The 25,715-nt window shown below is 56.9% G+C and carries 25 protein-coding genes; 12 read left to right on the forward strand and 13 right to left on the reverse strand.

Annotated elements, in window-relative coordinates; genetic code table 11:
- Positions 1-107: 107 nt before the first annotated feature.
- The 3 genes from COMA2_RS09120 to truD all read right to left on the reverse strand — a co-directional run bounded on the left by COMA2_RS09120 (position 108) and on the right by truD (position 3,268).
- Entirely contained in the window at positions 108-908 is an 801-nt protein-coding gene (locus COMA2_RS09120) for a dimethylarginine dimethylaminohydrolase family protein (protein ID WP_090896835.1), read from the reverse strand.
- Entirely contained in the window at positions 905-2,149 is a 1,245-nt protein-coding gene (locus COMA2_RS09125) for an ornithine cyclodeaminase, nickel-pincer nucleotide-dependent (RefSeq protein ID WP_090896839.1), read from the reverse strand. Before COMA2_RS09125 ends, COMA2_RS09120 begins: the two co-directional genes overlap by 4 nt.
- Positions 2,150-2,221: 72 nt before the next feature.
- On the reverse strand, positions 2,222-3,268 hold the full coding sequence (truD, locus tag COMA2_RS09130) for a tRNA pseudouridine(13) synthase TruD (RefSeq protein WP_217490684.1): 1,047 nt from the start codon (positions 3,266-3,268) through the stop codon (positions 2,222-2,224).
- 125 nt (positions 3,269-3,393) lie between these two features.
- On the opposite strand from truD, the gene COMA2_RS09135 reads away from it, so the two are divergent.
- The gene (locus COMA2_RS09135; protein ID WP_139077220.1) at positions 3,394-4,233 is read left to right on the forward strand and encodes a metallophosphoesterase; all 840 of its coding nucleotides are present in this window, start codon (positions 3,394-3,396) and stop codon (positions 4,231-4,233) included.
- A gap of 24 nt (positions 4,234-4,257) precedes the next feature.
- Here COMA2_RS09135 and COMA2_RS20150 read toward each other — a convergent pair whose 3' ends face one another.
- Positions 4,258-4,398 carry a hypothetical protein gene (locus COMA2_RS20150; protein ID WP_175304490.1) on the reverse strand — a complete coding sequence of 47 codons (141 nt, stop codon included), beginning with the start codon at positions 4,396-4,398 and terminating at the stop codon, positions 4,258-4,260.
- A gap of 181 nt (positions 4,399-4,579) precedes the next feature.
- Between COMA2_RS20150 and COMA2_RS09140 the strand changes: the two genes are divergently transcribed.
- Entirely contained in the window at positions 4,580-4,858 is a 279-nt protein-coding gene (locus tag COMA2_RS09140; RefSeq protein ID WP_090896845.1) for a type II toxin-antitoxin system RelE/ParE family toxin, read from the forward strand.
- Positions 4,859-4,871: 13 nt separating this feature from the next.
- Positions 4,872-5,177, forward strand: a complete 306-nt coding sequence (locus COMA2_RS09145; protein WP_090896848.1) for a HigA family addiction module antitoxin — start codon at positions 4,872-4,874, stop codon at positions 5,175-5,177.
- 194 nt (positions 5,178-5,371) lie between these two features.
- Here the strand turns inward: COMA2_RS09145 and COMA2_RS09150 are convergent, their stop codons facing one another.
- Positions 5,372-6,007, reverse strand: coding sequence for a HEAT repeat domain-containing protein (locus COMA2_RS09150; protein ID WP_090896851.1), 636 nt, complete (start codon positions 6,005-6,007; stop codon positions 5,372-5,374).
- A 212-nt stretch (positions 6,008-6,219) separates the two neighbouring features.
- Between COMA2_RS09150 and COMA2_RS09155 the strand changes: the two genes are divergently transcribed.
- The 3 genes from COMA2_RS09155 (at position 6,220) to COMA2_RS09165 (ending at position 12,723) form a co-directional block, all read left to right on the forward strand.
- Positions 6,220-8,265, forward strand: a complete 2,046-nt coding sequence (locus COMA2_RS09155) for an AarF/UbiB family protein (RefSeq protein ID WP_217490685.1) — start codon at positions 6,220-6,222, stop codon at positions 8,263-8,265.
- Between the two features lie 276 nt (positions 8,266-8,541).
- Entirely contained in the window at positions 8,542-11,943 is a 3,402-nt protein-coding gene (locus COMA2_RS09160; protein WP_217490686.1) for an AAA family ATPase, read from the forward strand.
- Positions 11,944-11,967: 24 nt separating this feature from the next.
- Positions 11,968-12,723: an MBL fold metallo-hydrolase gene (locus COMA2_RS09165; RefSeq protein WP_090896857.1), complete on the forward strand. Its 756-nt coding sequence runs from the start codon at positions 11,968-11,970 to the stop codon at positions 12,721-12,723.
- 37 nt (positions 12,724-12,760) lie between these two features.
- Here the strand turns inward: COMA2_RS09165 and COMA2_RS09170 are convergent, their stop codons facing one another.
- The 4 genes from COMA2_RS09170 to COMA2_RS09185 form a co-directional block, all read right to left on the reverse strand.
- Positions 12,761-13,618 carry a SirB1 family protein gene (locus tag COMA2_RS09170; protein WP_090896859.1) on the reverse strand — a complete coding sequence of 286 codons (858 nt, stop codon included), beginning with the start codon at positions 13,616-13,618 and terminating at the stop codon, positions 12,761-12,763.
- Positions 13,619-13,721: 103 nt separating this feature from the next.
- On the reverse strand, positions 13,722-14,501 hold the full coding sequence (locus COMA2_RS09175) for an ABC transporter permease (RefSeq protein ID WP_175304491.1): 780 nt from the start codon (positions 14,499-14,501) through the stop codon (positions 13,722-13,724).
- A gap of 91 nt (positions 14,502-14,592) precedes the next feature.
- A complete protein-coding gene (locus tag COMA2_RS09180; RefSeq protein ID WP_090896863.1) occupies positions 14,593-15,558 on the reverse strand; it encodes an ATP-binding cassette domain-containing protein in 966 nt (321 codons plus the stop codon).
- Positions 15,558-16,247, reverse strand: a complete 690-nt coding sequence (locus COMA2_RS09185; RefSeq protein ID WP_090896866.1) for an LON peptidase substrate-binding domain-containing protein — start codon at positions 16,245-16,247, stop codon at positions 15,558-15,560. Before COMA2_RS09185 ends, COMA2_RS09180 begins: the two co-directional genes overlap by 1 nt.
- Positions 16,248-16,460: 213 nt before the next feature.
- On the opposite strand from COMA2_RS09185, the gene COMA2_RS09190 reads away from it, so the two are divergent.
- The 4 genes from COMA2_RS09190 to COMA2_RS09200 all read left to right on the forward strand — a co-directional run bounded on the left by COMA2_RS09190 (position 16,461) and on the right by COMA2_RS09200 (position 19,852).
- Positions 16,461-17,561, forward strand: a complete 1,101-nt coding sequence (locus tag COMA2_RS09190) for a lipocalin-like domain-containing protein (protein ID WP_245630947.1) — start codon at positions 16,461-16,463, stop codon at positions 17,559-17,561.
- 319 nt (positions 17,562-17,880) lie between these two features.
- Positions 17,881-18,015 (forward strand): hypothetical protein, encoded by a 135-nt coding sequence (locus COMA2_RS20905; RefSeq protein WP_281176439.1) that lies wholly within the window; start codon positions 17,881-17,883, stop codon positions 18,013-18,015.
- 803 nt (positions 18,016-18,818) lie between these two features.
- On the forward strand, positions 18,819-19,430 hold the full coding sequence (locus COMA2_RS09195; protein WP_175304492.1) for a WD40/YVTN/BNR-like repeat-containing protein: 612 nt from the start codon (positions 18,819-18,821) through the stop codon (positions 19,428-19,430).
- A complete protein-coding gene (locus COMA2_RS09200) occupies positions 19,430-19,852 on the forward strand; it encodes a WD40/YVTN/BNR-like repeat-containing protein (RefSeq protein ID WP_090896874.1) in 423 nt (140 codons plus the stop codon). The genes COMA2_RS09195 and COMA2_RS09200 overlap by 1 nt, the downstream gene beginning before the upstream one ends.
- A gap of 96 nt (positions 19,853-19,948) precedes the next feature.
- On the opposite strand, the gene COMA2_RS09205 is transcribed toward COMA2_RS09200, so the two are convergent.
- A complete protein-coding gene (locus COMA2_RS09205) occupies positions 19,949-20,431 on the reverse strand; it encodes a hypothetical protein (RefSeq protein ID WP_090896876.1) in 483 nt (160 codons plus the stop codon).
- Between COMA2_RS09205 and COMA2_RS09210 the strand changes: the two genes are divergently transcribed.
- Positions 20,430-20,837, forward strand: a complete 408-nt coding sequence (locus COMA2_RS09210) for a hypothetical protein (RefSeq protein WP_139077224.1) — start codon at positions 20,430-20,432, stop codon at positions 20,835-20,837. The genes COMA2_RS09205 and COMA2_RS09210 overlap by 2 nt on opposite strands.
- 247 nt (positions 20,838-21,084) lie before the next feature.
- Here COMA2_RS09210 and COMA2_RS09215 read toward each other — a convergent pair whose 3' ends face one another.
- On the reverse strand, positions 21,085-21,702 hold the full coding sequence (locus tag COMA2_RS09215; protein WP_090896881.1) for a hypothetical protein: 618 nt from the start codon (positions 21,700-21,702) through the stop codon (positions 21,085-21,087).
- A gap of 285 nt (positions 21,703-21,987) precedes the next feature.
- Here COMA2_RS09215 and COMA2_RS09220 point away from each other — a divergent pair, with 285 nt between their 5' ends.
- Positions 21,988-22,725, forward strand: a complete 738-nt coding sequence (locus tag COMA2_RS09220; RefSeq protein WP_090896883.1) for a class I SAM-dependent methyltransferase — start codon at positions 21,988-21,990, stop codon at positions 22,723-22,725.
- 27 nt (positions 22,726-22,752) lie between these two features.
- On the opposite strand, the gene COMA2_RS09225 is transcribed toward COMA2_RS09220, so the two are convergent.
- Both COMA2_RS09225 and COMA2_RS09230 read right to left on the reverse strand, forming a co-directional pair.
- Entirely contained in the window at positions 22,753-23,571 is an 819-nt protein-coding gene (locus COMA2_RS09225) for a hypothetical protein (protein WP_090896885.1), read from the reverse strand.
- Positions 23,572-23,682: 111 nt separating this feature from the next.
- Positions 23,683-25,638 (reverse strand): alpha-amylase family glycosyl hydrolase, encoded by a 1,956-nt coding sequence (locus COMA2_RS09230; RefSeq protein ID WP_090896886.1) that lies wholly within the window; start codon positions 25,636-25,638, stop codon positions 23,683-23,685.
- Positions 25,639-25,715: the final 77 nt, after the last annotated feature.

A 25,715-nucleotide genomic window follows, 5' to 3' on the forward strand; every position in this document is an offset into this window, starting at 1 on the left:
TCGAACCCTCGTCCCGGAAATCCATATCAGCTACCTCGTTTCAGAAACGATCCAATCAATATGTGTCTGTTTTCCGAATGACCATGACCGCTGACCAATGACTCTTCTCAGTCGAGCGCCAGTGTCAGGCACTTGGCCGACCCGCCGGATTTCATGAATTCATCGAGCTGAACCGAGTGGGTTTCATATCCTTGCATACGGAGCCAATCCTGCGTGGCGGGACACCCAGCAGGGAGGACGACGTGTTTCCCGGCGCAGACGGCGTTGCAGGCGAACTTCAAGGCTTCCTCTTCCGGAACGGCAAGGCGCAGTCTGTCAGGAACACGTTCGGCGATCGCGACCTGCCCATAACGATCAAAGGCCGCGGGGAAATAGAGGAGCTCGCCGCCGCTCAAGGGGCAGAGGCAGGTGTCCAGATGATAGAAGCGGCTGTCGACAAGTTCGAGGGGAATGATTTCTCGGTGAAAACGCTCACTGAGGATCGGGAAGACTCGGATATCCGATCGTTGTCGATAACCACCGAACCAGTATTCCGGGAAGCCCAGGAGATCGCCTGCTCCCTCAAAGTACAGCTCTTTTCCTACTGTGAGCACGTCATAGCCCAGCTCACGGAACCGATTTTCAAAATGCGCCTCTTCGGGCTGACGTTCAGGATACCGGAAGCGGCTCACGACGGCGGTCCGACCGACTACGATGCCGCCATTGGCCGTAAAGACGAGATCGGGCAATCCTGGAATGGGAGTCATTCGCTCGAGCGCGACGCCCACGTCCTTTTCTAGGACACGCATCAATTCATGCCACTGTCGCACCGCCTGTCCGTGATCCACGCGATTGGTAAGACGCATCCAGGGATTGATCTCATATTCAATCCCGAAAAACTTCGGAGGGCATACGAGGAGGCGGCTCATGTCGACTTCCCCAACAGCCTGGCAAGTTCCGACAGAAAGGATGCCGCATCCATGACCAGGCCGACCGCCTGAAAGCTGCCTCGATCCGCCAGCTTGGTCGGGACCGATGGATTGATGTCCACGCAGACGGTTGGAATGCCGGCAGGCAGCAGGTTCCCTGTGGCCACCGCATGCAGCGTCGATGCGATCAACAGGGCTAGGCCAACGCCGGGAATCATCGCCCGCATGGCATTCTGTGCCTGGACGGAATCGGTGATCACTCCGGGCAAGGGACCATCGTCACGAATCGTTCCCGACATGACCACCGGCACCCGCTGCCGGATACAAGCTGCCATGATTCCTTGCTTGATCGTTCCCGACGTGACCGCCGCCTCGATGCTTCCGATCGTCCGAATCCGGTTGATGGTCCGCAAGTGGTGCTCATGGCCATGCGGGACCGTGCGCCCTGTTATGAGCCCGTGGCCGAGTGACGTGCCGAACAGATCTGCTTCCATGTCATGCGCAGCCAGCGCATTTCCGCAAAACAGGATATGAATGAATCCCTGCTCGATCAGCCACGTCATGGCTTCCCGGCCACCGGCATGGATGATCGCCGGTCCTCCGGCGAGCAAGACTTTGGAGTCTGGTTGTCCTTGCTGATGCTGCTCTCTCAATCGCCGCATTCGAGCGGCGATGTCGGCGATGATATGGCCATGGGGCCGTTCAGCCGAAACTTGAGACTCCATAAATCCAAAGATGTCTCGTTCGCGTGGCCGCTGCAGGGGGATGACACGCACTCCTTCTCGACCGACCACGATCGAATCCCCACGACGAACCGCCCCCATCGGCACGGCCTGAGCGACGGAGCCCGCCTCGCTGACTACAATGGCGAGGTCCATCTCGATTCGATCGACGTCCAGCCATCGACCGTTGAGCCGGATCTGGGTGGGAAGGTGTGTCGTGGCATAGAAGTCATCGGGGAGCAGCCCATCCGCAGGCGCCCTGTCGGTACGGCAGTCGGCCTCACGTTCGATCGAAGCCCCGTGCGGCTGAATCGCCTTGAGGATGTCGGCTAACTGGGCCTTGGATGTCGCTTGGATGACAATGCGGGCACGAGAGGGTTCTTCTCGTGTCTTGCCGATGTGCACGTCCTCTAAGTCAAACGTTCCTCCCATCATGTGGATACGGTCCAACACCTTGGCCAGCACGAGGGAGTCAATAATGTGGCCTTGAAGGCATACGCTTTCTTGGTGGAGACCCATAGGTGTCGCTCACAAGATATGACGGTATTCTACCACCCAATGCCAGCGCGCAAAGGAAATGCGGATTAAACGCTAGGAAGTCGCGGGAGAAACTTTCATCAGCTCGCGGAGCACGCTCGTGGCATAAGCGCCGGGCGGGAGGGCAAAGGAAAGGGTGAGGATGTCGCCGGCAAGAGACCATTCCAGTTCAGTAAGAGGGATGCGGAACGCTCTGCGCTCGCCTCGGAACCCGCAGGCCTTCGCAGCGGCGACGAGACTCTCTTTGCTTGCGCCTGCTTCGGCAATGACGGTTTCCTCGATTTGACCAGGTTCGCCGCTTGCCCACGATACCCGCGAACCAAAGAGGATGCCTGTTGGGCTGATTTCGAAGCGATCCGCTCGCGATTGTTCCTTCTCGGCATTTTCGACTTGAAAGCAGGCGCCATTGTCCAATTTCATGGCCCAATCCCCGATAAAAATCCGATCGAGATGATCGATACGTCGTGCCAGCATCCGATTGAACAAGAATGATTGGTAGGAGTTGAGATACCAGATGCGTGTGGCGCGATTCATCTTTTCACGCCGACGCGCATCTTGGAGGAGCGCGGCGCCGACTTGGTAGTTGTCTCCGGCTTTCCCTTGCCGTTGAGGACCGAAATAGTTGGGCACGCCGCGCCTGCTCAGGCGTTCAAGGACGGCGGGCACGGTGTCCGCCGCGTGGGCGGCAACATTGCGGATGACGAGACGGAAGTGATTGCCGGAGTGATGGCCGGTTCGTAGCCGATTACGATGGCGGCCGAGGACCTGAAGGCTCAAAACCATGTCATCGATCGTGAGGCCGGCGACCTGTTCTGGCGTGACTCCTTGCAAAGACACCATCTGGGTGGTGACTGCTCGAGCATCCTTCAAGCCCGCGATCCCGATGGCCTGCGCCTTGATCCCCAATGACGATGAGAGCCGTCGGACGAGATCCGGCGTGGAAAGACCACGTTTGGTGATGGTGACATAGAGATGCTCTCCTTCCCCGCAAGGAAGATAGAGCGGCCGTTCTTCAACGTGAAAGTCTTCGGGTATGGTGCGAATGTCTCCGGCGATTCCAGGCAAGTCGCCGGTGAGGAAGGGATCGATTGGTTGTCTCACAGGTGTTCCTTCGTCGGGCTGACGGCAATCCGCGGAAATGTGTTGTCAAAATCTGGTGGGAAACACGCCCATGGTATACTTTTCCCGTCCATGTTGAAACGATCAGGCAAGAGACAGGTTGTGGAATGAGCCGGCGACGGACGGTGTCATGGCCTGATCGCGCGCGATCGTTCATTGGATATTGCGTAAGCGAACCACTCTATCGGGCGTTCAGCCTTGCTCCTCATTGGGAATGGGGTTTGTCCGATCATGACGTGTCCCTCCTTACCCACCCGCATTCGTCCCTTGCCGGTCGCCGCGCCGTCCATCTTACAGATCTGCATTTGGACCGCTATCACCCACGGCATGATGGCATCCTCGACACCGTGAGGGAGCTTCGCCCTGATTGGATTTTCATCACCGGGGACTTGCTCAACGTCCCGGAAGGTCTGCCCCATCTTTTTCGATTCCTCGAACAGCTACGCGCCATCGCCCCCGTCTACATGACATTGGGCAATCACGACCACTACAGCGGTGTACCGGTGGCACAATATGCCGAACTGGCCGATCGACACAAGATCACGCTCCTGGTGAATCAACGTGCCATCGTGTCAACGGAAAGGGGAGAGCTGGCGATTGTCGGCGTCGACGACCCTTCTCTCCATCGTGCGGATCTTCGATGCGTCCCGCCCCGCACCGATGGCCGTTTTACGTTGCTGCTGGCTCACGCGCCGAACATCCTAGATTATGTCGAAGAGCATCATGCCATTGACTTGATTCTCTGTGGCCATAGCCACGGGGGGCAATGGCGAGTGCCGGGGATTCCCACCTTCTGGCTGCCCCCTGGATGTAATGGGCGCGTGGCGGGCTGGCACGAATCCGGCCGGCACCGGCTGTACGTCAACCGAGGGATAGGTTGGTCTTTCCTGCCGTTTCGTTTCAACTGCCGGCCTGAAATTGCCGTGATTGAGTGGGTGCAGGAATAGGTCGAGCCGCAAGCCGTAAGATCGTCATTCCCGCATCCGTTCCAGCGCTTCCCTGGCCCGGCTTCTCACGGTTTGATCCCAATCCTGTTCCATGACGGTCTTCAGTCGTTCGCGCGCTTGAGTCGCCGGAGTCGCCCAAGGCTGCGCAAGAACGCACGTAGGCATGGTCATCTTCCAGAGCCTTGACCAGCAGCGGCACCACCGACTGATCTTGCAACGCCCCCACATAGCTATCTCTCATCCCTTTGTGCTGAGAAATAAGTGTCAGGACCACTTGGGTAATACTCCGGCGCGCAGTGAACGCATGACAGTTGACCAGTGTCACTTGTCATACGTATCATAGTTTGTGATCCAGGGATTCAAGCACAAGAAATTGAAGCGGCTTTTCGAGGAAGGTGATCGGAAGGGACTTCGCGCTGATTATGTTGAGAAGATCGAAAACATTCTCGCTGTACTGAACCGAGCTCGTGCCGTCGAAGACATGAATCTGCCGGGCTTTCGCCTGCACGCCCTCAAGGGCGACCTAAAAGGGTTCTATGCCGTGACTGTCCGGGCGAACTACCGCATGATCTTCCGGTTTGTAAATGGCCACGCCTTTGACGTTGATCTTGTGGACTATCATTAAGGAGCAAGAAATCATGCGTATGAAAACCCCGCCGCATCCCGGCCGCATCGTTCGACAGGAGTGCCTTGAACCGCTGAATCTCACGGTGACAGCCGCCGCGAAGCACTTGCGTATTACGCGGCAGGCGCTTAACAATCTTCTCAACGAGCGCGCAGGGATCTCTCCGCAAATGGCTATCCGTCTCTCCAAGGCGTTCGGCAGCACACCGGAAGTCTGGCTTGGTCTCCAGCTTGACTACGACCTTGCGCACGCCGCCAGGATCGCAGGAAGACTTAAGATCAGTCGTCTCGAAGTGGATGAAGCCACACCAGCGGCCTAGTAAAGACCGGCCTTGATCTCCAAAGATGCCAAATCAGAGTGAATCATATAAAAATCGGAAGGAGAACTTCCTCGGCTGGTTTAAATTCTGATGACCCAACACTCACTCAGTGTCAGGTCCGTGGATGGACTAGCCGGGATGATTGCGGTCTACTAGTCCCTTGCCAGGTTCGTTTATTTAGCGCGCCGTGGTCCTTAGTTGCGCATCCGTTCCAGCGCTTCCCTCGCTCGACTCCTGGCGGTTTGATCCCAATCTTGTTCCATGACGGTCTTCAGTCGTTCGCGCGCTTCCGTAGCTCGCAGTCGTCCGAGCCCCAAGGCGGCGCAAGAACGCACGTAGGCATGGTCATCCTCCAGGGCCTTCATGAGCAGCGGCACCACCGACATGTCTTGCAACGCCCCCAAGTGACTGGCGGCCATTCCTCTGATGCGATGCTGTTTATCACCCAACGCTCGCTGGATGGCTGTGACAAACAGCTCTTTTAAGGCCGGCACCGCGGACTCCAAGCCTTTCACGTGATACCCGTTCATCTCAAGCAACGCGAACGCCATTTCCAGCTTCTTGTCGTGAACGGTTTCTCGCTCGAACAATGACAGAAGCTTGGCTCGCGCTTGGGACTTTGCATGGCGGCGAAATCCAGCTCGAATCGGGATGAATAGCAAGATGGCAAGCACCAGACCGATCGCAGCCATTGGGATCGCTTCATCGATGATATAGTCTTGCGTGTCAGGCGATAGCCGTTTCCAGATCCACACGCCGGTCACAATCAGGCCGAGCAGCACGGCAAGCACCGTCAGATTTGCTTGCCCTTGGTCGCGATGGTCCCCCATACGGTGGAGATCATACGAACGTGAAGGAGGGGCCGTCAATGAATCGCCTTTGAGACAGCTTCAGTTATGGGAATAATGCTCAGGTAATGTTCGCCGCAGCGGCCATAATTGACTTGCGATTATTGTGGTAGTCATACTCACCCTGCAATCCTCCTAGTTAGGCTCAGAAGACTATGGAGAATCAACCTCAGAACAGCGCCATACGACGTGTTATGGTGGGCACTGATCGTTCGAAAACGGCTGATCAGGCCGTCTTATGGGCCGCTCAGTTCGCTGAACGCTACGGTGCAGAACTGTTCGTCGTGCAGGTCATCCTGCCCCAGCATCCTTCCACCACCGAATTCGGCGCAGCAGAACACACCAGAGCTGCCGTTGCCAACGACGAACTGGGAAATTTCGTGAGACAGATCGCCGGAGAGCGCGGACATTCCGTCGCCGTCATCGATCGTGATCCGGCCTCGGCCATCCTCCACGCCGCTGAGCAGGAAGCAATCGATGTCTTAGTCGTGGGTAATTCCGGAATGGCCGGACGAAAGGAATTTCTGCTCGGCAATGTGCCGAATCGTATCAGTCATAATTCGCGGTGCACGGTCATCATCGTGAATACCCGGTCAGCAGCAGCGGGACCCGGCGCGGAATTTCTACATGCTTCCAAACCATCGGTTGAATCCTCAGTCTCTCCCCCACATTTGGGAGCCCGAGCCGCGCACATCGCCACCGTGATGGCGAAACATGGCCTGAAAGAACTGTTTGGCCGACCGGAGATATCGAATGCTTCCATTCGCCGCCAGCAAGCTCAGCGCCTACGGGCCGCGCTGGAGGAACTCGGGCCGACTTTCTCGAAGCTTGGACAAGTATTGTCGACGCGGCCGGACCTGCTCCCCCCGGAATACATCGAAGAACTGGCCATGTTGCAAAATCATGTCCCTCCTATGCCCGAGAGCGAGGTTGTTCAAGTCGCCGAACAAGAATTACGGGTGCCGTGGGAAGACGTGTTCGAATCCATCGACTCCAAACCGCTCGCGGCTGGGACCATCGCCCAAGTCCACCGCGCCACACTCGAGACCGGTGATCGGGTGGTCATCAAAGTTCAACGACCCACTGCCAGAGCCGAAATTGAACAGGATCTTGGCCTGCTCGAAATATTCGCGCAGAAGGTCGGGCAACGACCTGCTCTCAATCAAGTGATAAATATGGAGGCCGTGTTTCAGCACCTTTCCACGTCGCTTCACCGGGAACTGGACTTTCATCAAGAAATCGGCAACATCGATCGGATGCGGACGGTTCTCGCGGACTATGATCATCTCGCTGTACCCTCCGTGCACCACAAGCTGTCGACATCTCGCCTGTTGGTGATGGAAGAGATTCAAGGTGTTCCGATTGCACAGGCTCCCGAAAGTCCGGAGCGTATCGAAGCCGCCCGCCAGCTCTTGGAAAGTTACTACAAACAAATCATGGTCGACGGTTTCTTCCATGCCGATCCCCACCCAGGTAACCTCATGTGGTGGAACGATCGCATCTACATTCTCGATTTCGGGATGGTAGGCGCCGTAGATGCCAATGTACGGGAGCATCTCTTGTTATTGTTGATGGCGCTGTGGAAGGAGGACGTTGATTTCCTCAGTGATGTCACCCTGATGATGACAGGTTCTCTCGATCGCAGCGATCTGGACATCCCCCTGTTCAAACGTGAAATCGGTGAAATCATGGCAAAATACCGCAAGGCGGCTCTGGTTGAGATGCAGATCGGGCCGCTGCTTCAAGAAATGAGCGCGATCGGCTTTCGCCATGGAGTGCCGCTGCCGGCCTCGCTCACGCTTGCCGCCAAGGCCCTCGCCCAAGTACAGTTGGCAACGGCGAATCTAGATCCAAAACTCGATCCGTATGAGGTGGCGGGCAAGTTCTTGATGCGCGTGACGGTCAAGCGGATGGGTGCTGCTCTCGATCCTAAAACCCTATTGTATCAGTCGCAGAAGTTGAAAGTACGAGCTGAACGGGTGGTCGAAGCCATCGAGCACCTTATCGGTGCCCGTCCTGGTCAAAAGCTTGTCGTCAATTTTCGGGCTAATTCGCTCGAGGAGATAGTCCGCCGTACAGGCCGGCGGCTTACCTTGGGCCTAACTGCTGCGGCAAGCATTCTCGCCAGCGGGTTTACTGCTACCTCGGCAACAGCTGCTGAGTGGATTCCAGTGACGTTCGGGGTCGTCGCCGGGCTGCTGATTGTAGGGCTGTTCCTCGATTTGATATGGGAACGCTAACGAGCGCGCTGCGCACCATGCGTTGGTCTCAAAATTTCGTTCCGCCGCGCTTGATTGAACGGAGGATCACCCTCTCGAGCAGATACGCGATCACCGTCATTCCTACGGAGATGAAGCGATACTCTATTTGCCGCATGAAAGATCGATGAAGATTCTCCGTCGAGCCGTTGATCATATGGTTATTATCAATGAAGGCACCGCCGTCCGCAAGAGAGGCGGAGCCCTGCCCCAGCGCCTCATCGGTCCGCGCTCGAGCACGTGCGGCCGGTGTTGATCATGGATGATCGCGTATCCGCATGGCTGGAGAGTCTGGGACTTGATTGCTACCGAGAAGCGTTTCAGCAGAATGCTATTACGTGGGATGTTTTGTCCGAATTGAAGGACGATGATTTGACCTCGTTGGGCATTTTATTGGGCCACAGGAAAAGGCTCTTGCGCGCCATCGCACAATTGTCGCAAAGCGGTGAAGGGGATCATGCGGCCGCTCTGGCCATTCCCACCGCTCATACGATAGCGTCGCCCTCTTCCAATCGGGATCAAGCTGAGCGACGGCAATTGACCGTGATGTTTTGTGATCTTGTCGGATCGACAGCGCTGGCTCGTCGGTTGGATCCTGAAGATCTTCAAGAGATTATCAAGCGATTTTTGGACGACTGTGGTCAAGCCATCGGTCGATTCAACGGCTATATCGCAAAATATATGGGTGACGGACTCTTGGTGTATTTTGGGTACCCTCATGCCCATGAACACGATACAGAACGAGCGGTCCATGCCGGACTAGCCATACTGGAATTAGTCAAAGCCTGTCCCCCCGATCATCCGTCATCTCAAGAACCGGAAATTGCGGTACGAGTCGGAATTGCGACAGGTCACGTCATCGTCGGGGAAATTATCGGACAAGCGGCTGCCAAAGAACGGTCGGTGTTCGGCGAAACTCCGAATCTGGCCGCCCGCCTTCAGGGACTGGCCGCGCCAAATCAATTAGTCATTGATTCCGTGACGAAACGTCTGGTCGGGAGTGAGTTCGAGTGCGCGGATCATGGCACTTTTTCTCTTAAAGGATTCGACACACCCGTTCAGGTCTGGAGAGTGCTCTCGAGTAAACCATCGACGAGCCGGTTCGAGTCGTATCGATCCGGACGATTAGCCAACTTCATCGGCAGAGAGCAGGAAACGGCACTTCTTTTGGGTCGCTGGCGGGAAACTGTCGGCGGTGAAGGGCAAGTGGTTCTTCTTTGCGGTGAGGCAGGCATCGGCAAATCGCGACTGATTCGACATCTGCGTGATCAACTTGCCCAGGACCATTACGAGGCGATCCAATCTCAGTGCTCACCGCATCATATCAATACAGCGCTCTATCCCGTGATTACGTATCTGCGGCAGGCAGCGGGACTGGCCAGTGAGGACAGCATCCCCACGCAACTGCATAAGCTTGACACTCTGGTGGTCGACAGAGGGCTCGGCGACCGCGTCACGGTTGCCTTGCTCGCGGAGCTGCTCTCGATCCGAGGAGACGAACGGCACCGGCTGTCGAACGTGTCGTCCGACAAACGCAAGGACATGACCCTGGAAGCGCTCGTGCAGTATCTGCAAAGGCTGGCGGATCGCTCCCCTGTGTTGCTCATCGTGGAGGATGCGCATTGGCTTGATCCAACCACGCTGGACCTCTTGACGAGAGTCATCGATCGGATCAGGCAGATGCGCGTGTTGTTGCTGATCACCTTTCGGCCGGACTTCAGGCCGGTTTGGGCGGAATACAGTCACGTCACGTTTCTGACGTTGAGTCGGTTTCCGCGCCGACAGACCGCTGAGCTGATTGCCGCGATGACCAGAGGAAAGATGCTGCCGCAGGAGGTTCAGCAGGCGATTCTGGCAAAGACCGACGGGATACCGCTGTATATCGAAGAGTTGACTGAGAACCTGCTGGAGACCGGATTACTGGCCGAGGGAACCGACGCATTTACCCTGAAGGCGCCGTTAAAGGAAATGGTCATTCCTGACAGTCTACAGGCGTTGCTTATGGAACGGGTGGATCGATTAGGGCCGGTTAAGGAGATTGTTCAGATCGGAGCAGCCATCGGACGCGAATTCACCTATGAGCTGCTACGGGGAACCGTCGACGTAACGGACAGCCAGCTCAACAGCGCACTTGATCTGTTTGTCTCTTCAGGGCTTATTCGGCAAGAAGGTGAGGGATCGCTGTCGCGGTATCGTTTCAAGCATATGCTTGTGCAGGAAGCGGCTTACAACACGCTCCCCAAGAAATCTCGCCGACTCCTCCATGCCCGCATTGCCAAAACACTGGAAGAACAGTTCGCCGAGCGCGTGCAGTTGGAACCGGAACTCCTGGCCTACCATTTTGAGCAGGCAGGCTTGACCCGTCCGGCCGTCACGTATTGGCGTCTCGCCGCCCAACGAGACGCAGATCGGTCGGCCAATGTCGAAGCGCTGAACCATTTCAATAGCGCATTGACGTTGCTGAACGATTTGCCGGAAGGTACGGAGCGTGATGCATTGGAATTGGAGCTTCTCATCGCGCGCGGAGCCCCCATGGTGACGGTGAAAGGATATGCCTCTCAGGAGATCGAGCGTAATTATCTAAGGGCAAGAGAACTCTCCCAGGAAAGTAGCGGTTCCGAACATCGCTTTCTCGCTGTTTGGGGGCTGTGGGTCTTCCATCTGGTCAGGGGACCTCTCGCAACAGCCTGTGACTTGGCCGAACATCTCTTATCTCTCGCGAAGCTCGAGCAAAATCCCGATATGCTGATTCGGGCTCATGAGAGTGTCGGGTCGACCTATCTCTTCCTCGGCCGCTTTGATGAAGCCAAAGCCCATTTGCTTGCCGCAAAATCCCTGTATGATCCTGCGAGACACCGCTCACAGCCTCTACCCTACACCCAAGATCCCGGTATCACCGCGCGAATCATGTTGGCGAGAATCTTGTGGATCTTGGGAGAGCTTGATCAGGTCGAAACGCTGCTGATAGAGGCCATCGCCATGGCAAGGGAGTTGGAACATCCGTTCACCATAGCCTTTACATTAGCGACCGCTTCATGGGTCTATTCGACTCTCCACGACACCCATAGAACGCTCAGCTTGACCGAAGAAGCAATCGAGCTGTCCACCAAGTATTCATTTGAAGTGCCTTTGGCATGGGCGATGTCTTGTCAAGGCTGGGCTCTGGCCGAACAGGGAAAGGAAAAAGGAATTGAACGGTTAGTGGAAGGACTCTCCGCTGCGCGGAGAGCCAAAGCGAGTCTCAACAACACCCATACCTTGGCGCTCCTTGCCGAGAACCATTTACGGAACCAACAGATAGCGGACGGTTTACTCGCCATCCAGCAGGCACAGGAGCTGGCCGCCACTCAGGGAGAGCTATGCTGGCAGGCCGAACTGCTTCGGCTGAAAGGCGAACTCTTACTGGCGCAATCCGATCAATCAATCTTTGCGGCAGAGCAGTGTTTTTCCGAAGCCTTGACGATCGCTCAGGACCAGCATGCAAGAATGTTAGAACTCCGAGCCGCAACGAGTATGGCGAGGCTGTTGAGAAAACTGAACAAGCCGGATATTGCCAAACGCCTCTTGAGTTCTGTCCGCTCCAGGGTTGGCACACAAGGTGCCAACCCTGACTTGCTGGAAGCCCAAACAATCCTTGATCAACTGAGCGTAGCTCCTTAAATCCGTGGCTGACATGTCCGCACTATGCGTCTGACCATACTCGGTTCCGGAACCAACGTGCATCCCACGCGAGCGGCGGCCGGGTATCTTGTGCGCACAGACCAGCATCTTGTCTTGGATTTCGGTCCCCGCACCTTGATGAACCTGATCAAAACCGGGGTGAACCGGCATCGGATCACGCACATCCTATTTTCCCATTTTCACGCGGACCACTTTTCCGATTTCATCACCTTCTTTTTCGATGCGGTCATTTATGCCAAATACGGAGGAGGACATCGCCCAGGGATGACGCTGATCGGACCGAAGGGGACGATCCTCCTCCTCCGGTCGATCATGCAGAGTTTTCCTAGTTTTTCATCGGCGCCGTTCCGCGTGACCTTCCGCGAGGTATCCGGCAAGCCCTTCATGATCGGAGAGACCCGTATCGTTCCCAAGCCGGTCGTCCACGTGCCAGATCTCTCGTCCGTCGCCTATCGGATCGAGTATCGGGGGAAGGCGATCGTGTATTCTGGAGATACGCAATATTGTGATGCGCTCGTCCGACTGTGCGCGGATGCCGACCTGGCCGTGCTCGATTGTTCGTTCCCCGCCAACCGTCCAGGGCCAGCCCATCTGCATGCCGGACAGTGCGGTCAGGTGGCAAAGGAGGCCGGGGTGGGCCAACTCGTCCTCTCGCATTTTTATCCCATTGCCGATCGATACGATGTCAAAGCACAGGCAGCGGAGTTGCATGGAGGCAAGATTTGGAAAGGAAAAGACTTGCTAACCCTTCGAGTCTAGCCTCGCGCACTGCGGCAAACTCGGTTGATGCAGGATACTAAAGTCCTTCTTCGCGGGGAGCCCCGCCGAGGATCTCGATGAATTTGGTCAAGCGGGAGGTTTTTCCACCGTCCCCCGACTTGGAGTAGATGGCCAAGAGGTTTTTGATCATGCGAGACAGAATCGCCCGAACCGGGCTTTTTTGCAGGTACTGATCGTCGAACCCATAGCCGGCCTCGGTCAGAAAACGGGCGCAGTTTTTTTCGGTCAGCAAGGCCCCACCGTTGAAACAGTCGATGAAAATCTTGTACCGATCGGACTCGTACTTCACTAAGAAATGCCCCGGCATGCCGACGCCGAACAGGGGGAGCGCCAAACGTTGTCCGATCAAGAGATAGATGGCCGATAGACTGATGGGGATGCCGACCCGCCGATCCATCACGCAATTGATGTAGCTGTTCTCAACCTCGTAATAGTTTTTAGTATTTCCCTTAAACCCTTGCTCGGTAAACAGGTATCGGTTGAGCGCGTTGACGGCTTCTTCACCGGACGCTCGATAGCCGATCCGTGCTCGAACTTCGTCTGCCATCGTATCGAGTTGTTCACGATAGCGACCGACATCGAGCGCGGGATAGGCATAGCGCGCGATGAGAAAGGCGCCGGCTTCGAGGGGCATGGCGTCGTCCGCGAGGGTCGTCAGGCTCGTCAGTTCATCGGCCAGCTTGCTTCCTCGGATTTCCTCGAGGACGGACGCGATCCGGTCGGCCATTTCCGGTTGCTCGATTTCCGCTTCCTGGAGAAGCGGAACGGCCGACGGGCCGATATCGATGAGTCTCCCGCTGATGGTGCGGACAATTCGGTCGTCCTCATCGGACAGCAGGCGAATCAGGGCACGAATTTGATTGTCCGGCATCATCTCCTACGACTCTCCGTCGCGCACAGGCTGACGTCTGGGGGTATTGAGTAATGATCCGATGGATTCCGTCGTCAGTCAAGCGGTCCAGTGGTTCATCATGAGATTACCCCATCGCACGGCGGAATGCCTTGGCCCCGCCGTACAGACACAAGGCATCGAACACAAGCATGACCAAAACCACCATGCCCACGTGCGGCAACGCTTCCGTCCAGCCGGACAGAATCAACGGTCGCACGGCATCGATCGCCCAGGTCATCGGGTTGAATTGCGCCAGAAAGCTCATCCAGCCCGGCATCGCCGTCAACGGCACCAACGCGGAGCTGAGGAAGATCATCGGCAGCGAAAGAAATCCCAATACGGAAAAGAAATCACCGTGACTTTTCACGGAGAAGGCCATTGCCATGGAGATGGCCGTCAGGCCGACACCGAACATCATGCCGATCAGCAAGATCGTCGCCACGCCGAGAAGGCCTGTCGCCGGTTGCACACCGAAGAGATACGCCACGCCGAGAATCACGAGGACCTGCATCGACGTGATCGCCATCACGAAGATAAAGCGGCTCAGGATGACGGAAGTTCGATGGATCGGCGTGGACATCAACCGCTCGAGGAACCCGTTTTCCTTGTCGAACAGCAGATCGACCCCGCCGGCCAAGCCGTTGTTCAGGACCGTCATCACGACGACGCCGGCCGCGAGGAAACTGATGTAATTGGGAGCCTGCATGACCTCGGTGTCCGCGGCTCGCTGAAACAGGTTGCCGAAGAAGATGAGCCAGAACAGCATCGGCTGCACCAAGGTGAACAGCATGCTGAATTTTTCCCGGCTCAACCGTCGAACCCACCGCATCGTCAACGCGCTGATCTCTTGCCAATAGTCTTTCATGACGTGAAACGTGAAACGTGAAACGCGAAACGAAAAGCCCGGAGAGGGCAGGGCCTCTTGGAGCCTTTTGACGACGTTTGACGCTTGACGGTTACTCCTCCTTCTGAATTTCGTCCTGAATGCGGCGCCCGGTATGTGCGATAAACACATCGTCTAAGCGCGGACGGTTATATTGAATAAACTCGATGCCGCAACCTAATCGATTGGCCGATTCGAGAATGGTGGGCAAGGCTTTTTCCGGAGATTCCACTCTGATATCCAAGCCCTTGGCGGTCGCCCTCACGGTCTTAATCGCCGGACGGCCGGTGAGGTCCGACTCCAACGACCGGATCCGATCCGTCTCTTTCAGCGTGAGCGACACGATATCCCCACCGAGGGCGATTTTGAGCTCGACCGGCGAGCCCAGCGTTTTGATCTTGCCTCCGTCGATGATCGCAAGTCGATCGCAGAGTTGATCGGCCTCATCCAGATAGTTGGTCGTCATCACGACCGTCATCCCCCGGGCTTTGAGCATCCGAATGTATTCCCAAATCCGGAGACGGCTTTGCACGTCGAGGCCGAGCGTGGGCTCGTCGAGAAACAAGATTTTGGGGTCGGGTAACAGCCCGCAGGCAATATCGAGCTTGCGTTTCATGCCGCCGGAATAGGTCTTGGCCGCCCGATCCGCATGGGCCTCCAGGTCGACCAGTTTGAGCAGCTCGGCAATGCGTTTGGCCGCTTCTTCTTTCGTCAGATGATAGAGCGCGCCCAGCAATTGCAAATGTTCGCGTCCCGTGAGGAACCGGTCGATCGCCCGTTCTTGAGGCACGTATCCGATGACGGTGCGAACCTTGTCCGCATCGCGCACCGTATCGTACCCCATGACCGTCGCCGTGCCCGATGTCGGGTGCAGCAATGTGATGAGCGTACGAAGCGTGGTGCTCTTGCCCGCGCCATTCGGTCCCAGCAGGCCGAAAATCTCTCCTGCGTAGACTTGGAACGAGAGGTCATCGACAGCCTTATGGCTGTCATATGTTTTGGTGAGACGACTGACGTTGATTGCGATGGTTCGATCCATTAGTACAAGCCTTTTGTGCCGTGAGGTTCGTGTAGCATGAATTGAACCAGATCGTTCAATCGACGGGCCCGTTGGTGGAGCCCGTCAGCTTCCAGCAAGAATTGTTTTTCCAAGGGGGTACAGTCCAGATAGGTTGAAAGGGTATTGACCAAGACTTCATCACTGACTTCTTCGCGAAAGAATCCTTGCCACGCCGCATTGTCTTCTCTCGCTTGGAGGTACCGTCCGAGCACATCGACCAGCGCTCGCCGGACGCCTTTCGCCAATCCCTCGTTGGAGCACATGGGCGTGATGCGAATCGTCGCTTCGCGATAGGGTTTGTCGAAGTGTTCTTCGGAAATTTCGCACCGTTCGAGCCCTTGCAGCAAGATATTGGAGCGCCCGTCCGGCAAGGGTTGCACACTCACGATGCGCCCGATGCACAGGGCGGGATAGATCGCCGGATTCCCATAGTAGTCCGGTTCCCACCCTTCTTTCAGGAGGGCCATGGCAATGCATTGACCGCCCATCGTCACATCGGCGATCATCTGGCGATAGCGTGGTTCGAAAATGTGAAGCGGCAGGTACGTCCTAGGGAAAAAGACGACGTTGGGTAATGGAAACACCGGAAGGCGCTCGGGAATCGGAAACGGTTCGACATATTTCGACGAATTCCGATCAACCGGCCCTCGCTCACGATCAGTCTGCATGACTCACGATAGCTGAGCCGTGTGAAAATTGTCAACGCCGTTTGCCGGACGACGAGCTGTTAGGAAATGCAAAACACCGCTCTGAGACGGTCGATTGGTTCATGAGCCGGACGCGTGTTATAAACGATGTACGGGAGGGGTTGGGTTCTCATGATCCACTTACGATCGGCTGACGAAACAAGGCGGTGCGCGACAGGCCGGAGATGGATCCTAATGGTAGTCCCTGTCTTGCTGAGCGCGACGCTGTCGACGGCGTTCGGGGCAAGTTCCGCATCCACGCCTTTTCAGCCGGCAACCGCCGGATACCGGTACACGTTCCCGAGAGACCATGGATCGCATCCGACCTATCGAACTGAATGGTGGTACTACACGGGGCATCTGCATTCAAAGAGCGGCCGGTCGTTCGGCTTTGAGTTGACCTTCTTCCGCCGGGGGGTACCGCCGGAAGAAATCAAAACCCTGCCGTCAAAATGGTCCGTGAAGGATTTGTATCTGGCCCATTTTGCCGTGACCGACGTCGATGGAAAGCGGTTTCATTTCTCGGAGAAGTTCAGCCGGGAAGGGTTGGGGAAGGCCGGGGCCGACGAGTCGAGGCTCCGCGTCTGGATCGACGGCTGGCGCGCGGAGGCATCGACGGAACCATCCGCGACACATACATTGGTCGCCCACGATGAAACCCATGCCCTCGCCCTCACACTCCAACCGGCCAAGCCGCTCGTCACCCACGGGGCGGCCGGCATCAGTCGAAAAGGAAAGGATGTAGGGCAAGCCTCGCACTACTATTCGTTTACCAGACTTACGACAACGGGCAGCCTGACGATCCACGGCGAACAGTTCGAGGTGACCGGCCTCGCCTGGATGGACCATGAATTCGGGTCCACCGAACTCGGGGCGGATCAAGTGGGATGGGACTGGTTCAGCATCCAATTGGAGGACGACACTGAACTGATGCTGTATCGGATGCGGCGGAAAGACGGCTCGTCCGATCTGGCTTCCAGCGGGACCGCCGTGTCGCCGAATGGACGCACTCGGCATCTGGAGGTCACCGACTTTCAGATCGAATCGACTGCAACCTGGACCAGCCCTGAGAGCAAGGCCGCGTATCCCAGCCGATGGCGGCTGACATTCCCGGCGCTCGACCTTACGCTGGATGTGACGCCGTTGCTTGCCGACCAGGAATTGCGTACCTCACGCAGTACCAAGGTCTCCTATTGGGAAGGGGCGGTAGCGGTGACCGGCACCAAACAAGGCCGACCGCTGAAAGGCCAGGGCTATGTCGAGCTGACCGGCTATGTCGAGCGCCTCAAGATGTAAGGGGCGCACCGGTTCGGGTTTTCAGCAGCTTTAACGTGTTGCCCGAAAGTTCCGATGTGCTCACGCATCGAATAGAATCACCTGTGGATTTTTGCCACTGGTAAAATCTCTTCGGGAGTTGTCCCAATTTTCTCATAAATTCTTCTGCACTAAAATTTTTCCCAACAGGCAGGCCACGTGCGCGGCGGGTGAGCGCCGGCTTGGCGGAGATCATCACCTGCGAGTGCCGGTTCCTCCCGCTCGAGAAGTCTGCACGAGCCTCCACAACCAAACAAATAGGGCCGATGCGCCGGACTACCTTTAACCAAAGGAGGATGTCATGGATAAGCTCTGGTTGTATGTCGGTGGGATTATTGTCGGAACGGCCGTGATGATTTATGCCGTGCTCACGACGGTGAGTAATACGAATCCTCCGGCCAGTGACTTGAGGGCCGCGTACGAACAGTCGAAGTGATGAGCCGTTGTTGGGTTTGTCGAGAGTGACTCTTCTCGGAGTGCATGGTTCCAGCATCCCACATCACTCGTGCGTGGGCACCGGAGAGTGAGTCTGTGTGTAGGGAGCCTGCCACGCATGGTTAGGCATCACATCATGCGTGGCAGGTTTCACATGGACCGGCATGTCTGGTACGTACAGGAGACTTACATGCCTCTGTAGCGATGACCGGCGTATGTGTGATGTGCGCGTTGCGGTTAGAACGCCATGGCATGAGGCGAATGAGGGGGATGTTCCCCTAGCTCAGTCTCAATCGTATCGCTCAGGGCATGCGCGGATGAGTGTCTTCCGAACACAGTCGTCTCATATGTGGATCGCTGTCACTGGTCCATTTCATCCAGGACTTCTTGCTACACACTGCGCTTGATCTTGAAGTTGGCACGGGCCTTACAGGCCAGCTTCTTATCAATGAAATGCCTCAGACGGACGTCTTTTCTCTAGCCCGTTATATCACTGATCTCAACGATCCTCTCTCCAGCCGTGATGAGTCTCTCAGCTACCGGCCATGCCTTTGTGAGGATGGTCTTCAATTTGTTATTGGGCATCCCCATCGGCCGTCAAAGCTCATCGGCACCCACGCGGAGTATGATGCGATCGATGTGACGACGAAGAAGCGCAAATCTCTCGCTCGAAATGATTCGTCGACTCCACCGCAAGTTGCACATTCCCCTGGAAAGCCTCATCGGTACCGCGGCCTAGTGCGCTACATGGGGCGCTTCTCGTCTTGACTCCCATCCAACCCTATGCTTAGGTCCTGCACCACAATGATGCTTCGTACCGTCGTGACATTGGCCTCGCTTCCCGTTTTGATCTTCTCTCTCGGTTGCCAAAAGAAGAGCGAGTCGATCGTCTCGATCGCGCTCCATCCGACCAACGCCAACATTCTCTATGTGGCCACGAATGACGCAGTCTATAAGTCTCGCGATGGCGGTGGGACTTGGGAGCGATTCCCGAGTTTCAGTGCCCGCCGGGTGACGACGCTGGCGATCGATCCGCTGCTGCCGGCCACGATCTATGCCGGCACGATGGGGGATGCGGTCTACAAGAGTCCTGACGGCGGACAACATTGGCTTCCATATAACGTGGGATTAAAAGAACACGTGTCGTTCGTGAATCAGTTCGTGTTCCATCCGACAGTGAGCGAGAAGATCTATATCGCGACGACCGTCGGTGCCTTCTTCACGAAAGACGGTGGTCGCGAATGGGAAGAACGGATGAACGGGATGAAGGAAGTTCACATCGTGACGGCCATCGCCGTCGATTTCAAGGACTCCACCATCCTGTACGGCGGGACGACGGGCGGAATGTATCGATCAGACGACGCGGCGATGTCGTGGAAACGAATCAACAACGGGCTGATTCCCGACGCGAACTGATGGCCTCGATGGCATTGGGGGTCAATGCCATCGAGCTCGATCGGGCGAATCCCACCATCGTCTATGCGGGAACGACAAAAGGGCTCTTCCGCACCACGAATAAAGGCGAGCAATGGGAGCGGATCGGGCAATCCCTCCCTGATCCCTTTATCAGCAGCATTCTGCTCCACCCCAGGGAGCCGTCGCAGCTCTATGTCGGTGGGTCGAAGGGTATATGGAAAAGTTCGGATAGCGGAAAGACCTGGCAGGAAATGAACCAGGGGATTGCAACTCGGAATATTCTCGCCCTGGCCATGAACCCGAAAAATCCGCAACTGCTCTACGCCGGCACGAACGGCAGTGGACTCTATCGGTCGACTGACGCCGGCGCGACGTGGGCGGCGGTGCCGCTCACTGCCGCGCCGGCTGAGATTCAAAGGTAGCGTCACTGGTCATCAGTCATTTGTTATCTAACCGTCCATGACCGCTGATGATGACCTTCGCGCGCTTCACGCTTCACGAGATACGCTTCACGACTTTTAATACCCCGTCTTCGCCCCTGCGTTCCCGTGTTGATAACGGCCGCTATAGGCGACCATGCGGTCCGAAAGTGCCTTCCACTCATCGGCGGTCATCTGATCCTTCATTCTGAACCGGAGGCTCAGCACCCGGGCCGAGCTCTGCATCCGTTGAATGTTCGCCTCGTTCACGATTTTTGAAAATTCGTCCGGCGTCGCGGTATAGCTGGTGTTCAAGGTGTAGAGCTGCCGGTGATAGGCTCGTTCCTGTTCACGGCTCTCCTTGAGCTCCTTGATGATCTCGCCGACGAATGCATTCACCTGCTTCGCCTTCTCGGGATCCTGCACGGTGCGATTGATCAAGTTCTCCATGTCTTGCCGGCCCTTTTCCCAATACGCGTCACTCTTGCCGCCACCCATCATGCCGTGGTGGTGATGAGACGAGCATCCGACCAGCACCATCAGGGTAAGCGCACTGAGCACACCGCCAAACATCCGTATCATGCGTGCCTCCATTGAGAGTTGTTCCCTGCCTTCTTCATACCGTATTATCCGCATGATTGCCATGGCCGATGCCGAACCTACCGTATCCGATCCGAGTCAGATCCTGAAGGAGGAGTTCCGCCGTCATCTGGAGATTTTCTATGCCCGTCTCAAATTGGCTCCGCCGTACGAGAGCGTGGAAAAAGCGATTCGGATGCTGATCACCATCGTGCATGCGCGGCCGAAGGAAGAACAACTTCGAATCGTCTCCGATCCTGCCTTGCAATGGGAGCAGTTTGGGCAGGCGTTTGATGCCTCAGGGCTTGCGAAGAAACATCGCGGGATCATTGCCGGCTTGGCCCGTAACCGGGCAGCGTTGAACTTGCCGGTTGAATATGATCACTTCCTGAACTTGTTTCTTGCCTAAGGTGGAGGATGCTGCAAAAGTCCTCCAGCGTCGTTCCCCGCCTTTGCCGACGCGGCTTCGCGAGGCAGGTCGCATCGCTCAAGGCCTCAACGTACGGAAGGCGATGGCAAGGTGCTTATCCGTTCGCATATGATTGAAGCGAACGGTTCAAGCGAAGCTTGGTAGGTACCTCCTCGGCCTTTCGCTCGTTGCGGCCTTGCTGGGCGAACTTTTTCAGCATCCTCAAAAGAGTCAGCCAGGTGGGTCTTTATGAGGGGCTAGGTTCCTCGATAGCATCTCGTAACTCGGCATAGACTTTCATGAGGCGGCTGTCTTCAAGTCGATACGCAAGGGCCATCGTGACGAGTCCAAAGGCCAGCACAAGGGCGGCGAGGGCGATGACCCCCACGCCGGTGAGGGTTCCTCCCAGTGATGCGAATCCTCCATCCATGGCATACTGCACTACGAAGGTCAGAGATCCGATCAAGACGAGCGCAAACCACAGGAGCGTCAGAATGGCCGACGACCACGGCATCCGTTTCACGCACAACGTGTTCAGCGTCTGATCCTGAGGCGAAAGATGGATAAGCCCTTTCACCGGCCAGGCGGTCCTGAACCGCCTGGAGAACAAGCGATACTGAGGGCGGATCGCAATTTGGGAGAGCCGTGGATAAAACCAGGCGACACCATGCGGAAGCAGCAGCACCCCCTCGGGCGTGAACCGATCGCCTAGAGTGGTGAACGTGGCTCCAGGCCACTGGTCCGGATTGGTTGCGACACGACACCCATACCGAATGGCGTCCGGGGTCGGCCGAATAAAATACAGCCAATCACCGACAATCAGTCCGATAAACAAGAGCCCCGCGAAGAGGCCGGCCAGAATCATGGACGTAGCTATCACATAGGAACAAGCTCTGAATCAAGGCGGGTAAGTCCCAATGACCGATATGGCCCATATGTCCTTGGGACAGTATTTCTTCCTCGGATCCCGCAAGAATCTGTTGACTCGCTGAAGAGAGATTGGCTACAGTACCGGCGACTACGTTCCCGGCGGGCCTTGCACCATGTGGATTTCCCGCCTCAATTTTCCCCCCGCGTCGCCACGGCGGTCTGCCGCCTCTGACCGTGTGAGGTTTGCAGAGAGCGGATTGTGTGAGGTTTGGAGGAGAGCATGGATCCCAACAAGATTGAGCGGGTGTACACGACTTATGCGGGGTTCTACGACAAGGTTTTTGGAAAAGTCTTCCATGAAGGGCGGGAATCGGCCATTCGTAATCTGAATGTGCAGCCCAACGAACAGATTCTTGAAGTCGGTGTGGGGACCGGGCTCGCCCTTCCCATGTATCCTCGACATTGCCGAATCATTGGGATCGATGTGTCCGAAGGGATGCTGGCCAAGGCAAAGGAAAAGGCGGAAGCGCATAGCCTCGATCACGTCCAGCTGCACCGCATGGATGCAGGCGCGATGGAATTCCAGGATGACAGCTTCGACACGGTCGTTGCGGCCTATGTGGTCACGGCGGTGCCGGACTATCGGACGGTGGTCAGTGAGATGATTCGGGTCTGCCGTCCCGGTGGCCGGATTATCATGCTCAATCACTTCAGCAACGGGAACAAGGTGATTGCAGCCGTGGAAAAAGTGATCTCCCCCCTGACCAAGCACCTGGGTTGGCGGACGGATTTGTCGCTCAATACCGTGTTGGAAGGGACGTCGCTCCGCATCGCTCGGAATCAACGAGTGAACCCATTACGGCTTTGGGCCTTGGTGGAGTGCATCAACGGCAAGGACCAGCAGATAAACGGGAACGGCGCGTCCCACTCTGTGACAGAGTATGTGAACGGCAACGGTGCGCCAGGTTTTGCGGACGGGAACGGCAACGGACACTACTCTCCCAAGCACGCGCACTGATTCAGCGTCCTCCTCCTTCATTGAGGCTCATCGACTGTTTCGTGTGTGGTGTTCCCGAATCAACCAGCCCTCCCATTCGTGGCCGGGGATGATCGTTGTGCCGACGAGACAGTCACCGACGAACTGTTGGGTGATCTGATTCGCCAAGACTTCGAGGATCTGGCTCAGCCGCCGATCCTGAATCCCCATCACCCGCAGCATCAGACCAAAACCTTGCCCCTCCAGCGGACTATAGCCCATGACGTGAACCATATGCTCCCCGCCGGCCGTCGATTCGTCTGCAGGAATCAGATCACCTTCCCACCGCACCGCCGGATGAATCGCGACGGTCCGCGCCGTTTCACGCCACGCGCAGGGCAGACCGGCTCGATCCAGTTTGTGTAACAGCCACTCCACCGTGGGGCCTTCGTCCGCTCGGCCTTGGAACGTCCATCGAGCGAACTCGGCCGCCTGGTCGGCCGTCACGAACGGCGTGGCGATTTCATCCAGCGAGGCCTCATCGCATACCACGTAGAGCTCCCCTTGGGGATCGAACCAGAAGCGAAGTTTGCCCGCGCTGTATTCCGCCTGAATGGTGCCCAGCGTGGAACAATCGGCCCCATCTTGCTCGAAGATGGAAAAGTCCGTCACGCCGGTCATGGTGAGTTTGGCCGTTCGCACCATGTCGCGAATTTCATAGCGAATGGATACTGAGACGGTGGTGCCGGCCGGCACTTCTCGTCCGGAACCTTCGTCAAAGAGACGGCGTTTCGACATCTGGACGTCGGTCACATACCCTGAGCGGAATCCGCCCGTATGGCCGATCAGCCACCGAAGATCCTCTGCGTTCTTGAGCGAGTGTTTCACGACGCCGATTCTAGCGCAAGGAATCGACTCAGGGCTAGGTGTGTGCGCGTGTGGCAGCGGGAAACGTGGGTTTGCCCGCACGAATACCGCTGGGGGGAGCGTAACGGAATCTTACGGATGATTGACCGCCACGATTACAGCAGAAGGGGCCATCTTGCGGATTTCGACGAAGGCCGTGCCGTCGGGGCGGCGTTTGATGGGAAGTGGTGATCCGATCGGATGGGATACCTCCGTGGATGTTCCCATTCCCGATTCCACACTGTTCGCAATGACGGTCAGCGCCAGGCCTGGCTGGTTCAGATCCGCGTCCACCACGACATCGCCGCCACGCGTCTGAGTCCCATGGGCGTTGATCACGCACAGCGCCTCCTCATCGCTGAGAATCCTGGACCAGGAGACGAGCTCCCCCGGTCCTTGCCAGAGGAATGGTCCGTCGAACAGCGAGACCGGCCGTAAATATTGTCGCCCCACGCGCAGCGCCGGAAAGCGTCGGCGAACGGCAGCAAGGGCTGCAATCCGGCGATAGACATGAAAGTTCGGATCGAAGCAGTGGGCGCCCGCTGTTCCGAACGGACCGAATCCCGGCAGGGTCACGTCCAGCCCGTCGGTCACTGACAAGCCCGCCCGTCCTGGAGCCCGAGGATGTTCCGGGCCGAACATGGTTTCGCGCAGGTACCGATCGGCATGGTCACCACCCTTCCAACCGGGGAGAAATCGGCGCTCCGACTCCTCCGGCCCGGCGAATGATTGCTCTGTTCCGTAGTAGACGCAGGGGATGCCCAGCGTGAAGAGCTGCAGCGCGACGCCGGCCACCACTTGCTCCTCCGACGCCGCTTCGCTCGAGAAGCGGATCTTTTGACCGAAGACATGGTCGTGATCATCCAAGATAGAGACATGCCGCAAGCCGATATTCCGGTGAGATCCCATTTCCGCATTGCCGGCGTCGAAGCCATCGAAGTAGGTCTGCGGAGGGGCCAACCCCTTCGCCACGTTGTGAAGGGTCATCCGCATCCCGCCGATATCGAGAGCGGCATCCAGATTGCGACCAAGCACATCGAGGTAACGATCTTGCGCGAAATCCCCTCCGGCGACTTCGCCGACGAGCAGGAAGTTTGTCTTGCCGAGATTGGCGGCGAATTCCTTGATCGCTCCACAGAAATTGCGTCCTTCTTCAAACGACACATGCTTCAGCGTATCGATCCGGAAGCCGTCGCAGTCGGTCAGGGCGATCCAGTAGCGATAGCAAGCCGCCAGGTGATCCAGTACCCCTCGTGAGCTGAGCGAGAAGTCGCGCAGGGTAAAGAAGTCGGTTCGCTTATGTTCGGCGTTGGGATCATCCAGACTGCCGGCCCCGAGACTTCCGACGCCCGCTCTGGTATAGCAATCGATGGATTGCATCTCAGCCGGCCAGACGCCGGTTTCGAGATCTCCGACGGTAGGGCCTATTTCCTCGCCGTTCCGGCCAAGCCAGGAACCGAACGCGTAGTGATCCGGAAAAGATCTGTAGGCAGGTTCCCTGGCTCCTCCCGGATAAACCCAGTTGAACCCAGAATGGTTGAAGATAATATCCAGGACAATCTTCATGCCGCGGGCATGAGCCGCCTCGACCAGAGCCACCAGATCTTCTCTTGTGCCGAATCGAGGGTCCACATCCAAGAAATGCTGAATGCCATAGCCGTGAAAGGTATCAAGGTGACCACGTTGTTTGAACACCGGACTCAACCACAATGCGGTAATGCCTAGATCTCGGAGGTAGCTCAGCTTGGATTCCACGCCGCGGAGCGTTCCGCCTTGCCATCGATGGGCGCCTGATTCAGCCCAGCGATCCCACCGCCAGGGTTGCCCATCATGCCCACCGGGCCGAAATGTCGAGCGGCGGTTTCGATCGAGGAGCGGCCTGGAGGACTCCCGCCCATCGCTGAATCGATCGACCAAGAGAAAGTAGAGGACTTCGTCGCGCCAGTCCCCCGGCGACGAGTGAAACCGTGCGCGTCGTGGCAAGGCGATGTCCGTGAGGCTCCGAGGGACCGGACGGCTAAGGAGAGCTTGAGCAGGAGGTGGAGGCATGGGGCCCTCGTCCATCTATCTGAGGATTCTTCTCTTGCTGCCTTTGTAGGGACAGTGTATGTATCCACTCAGCGAAA

The organism is Candidatus Nitrospira nitrificans (assembly GCF_001458775.1).
Taxonomy (GTDB): domain Bacteria; phylum Nitrospirota; class Nitrospiria; order Nitrospirales; family Nitrospiraceae; genus Nitrospira_D; species Nitrospira_D nitrificans.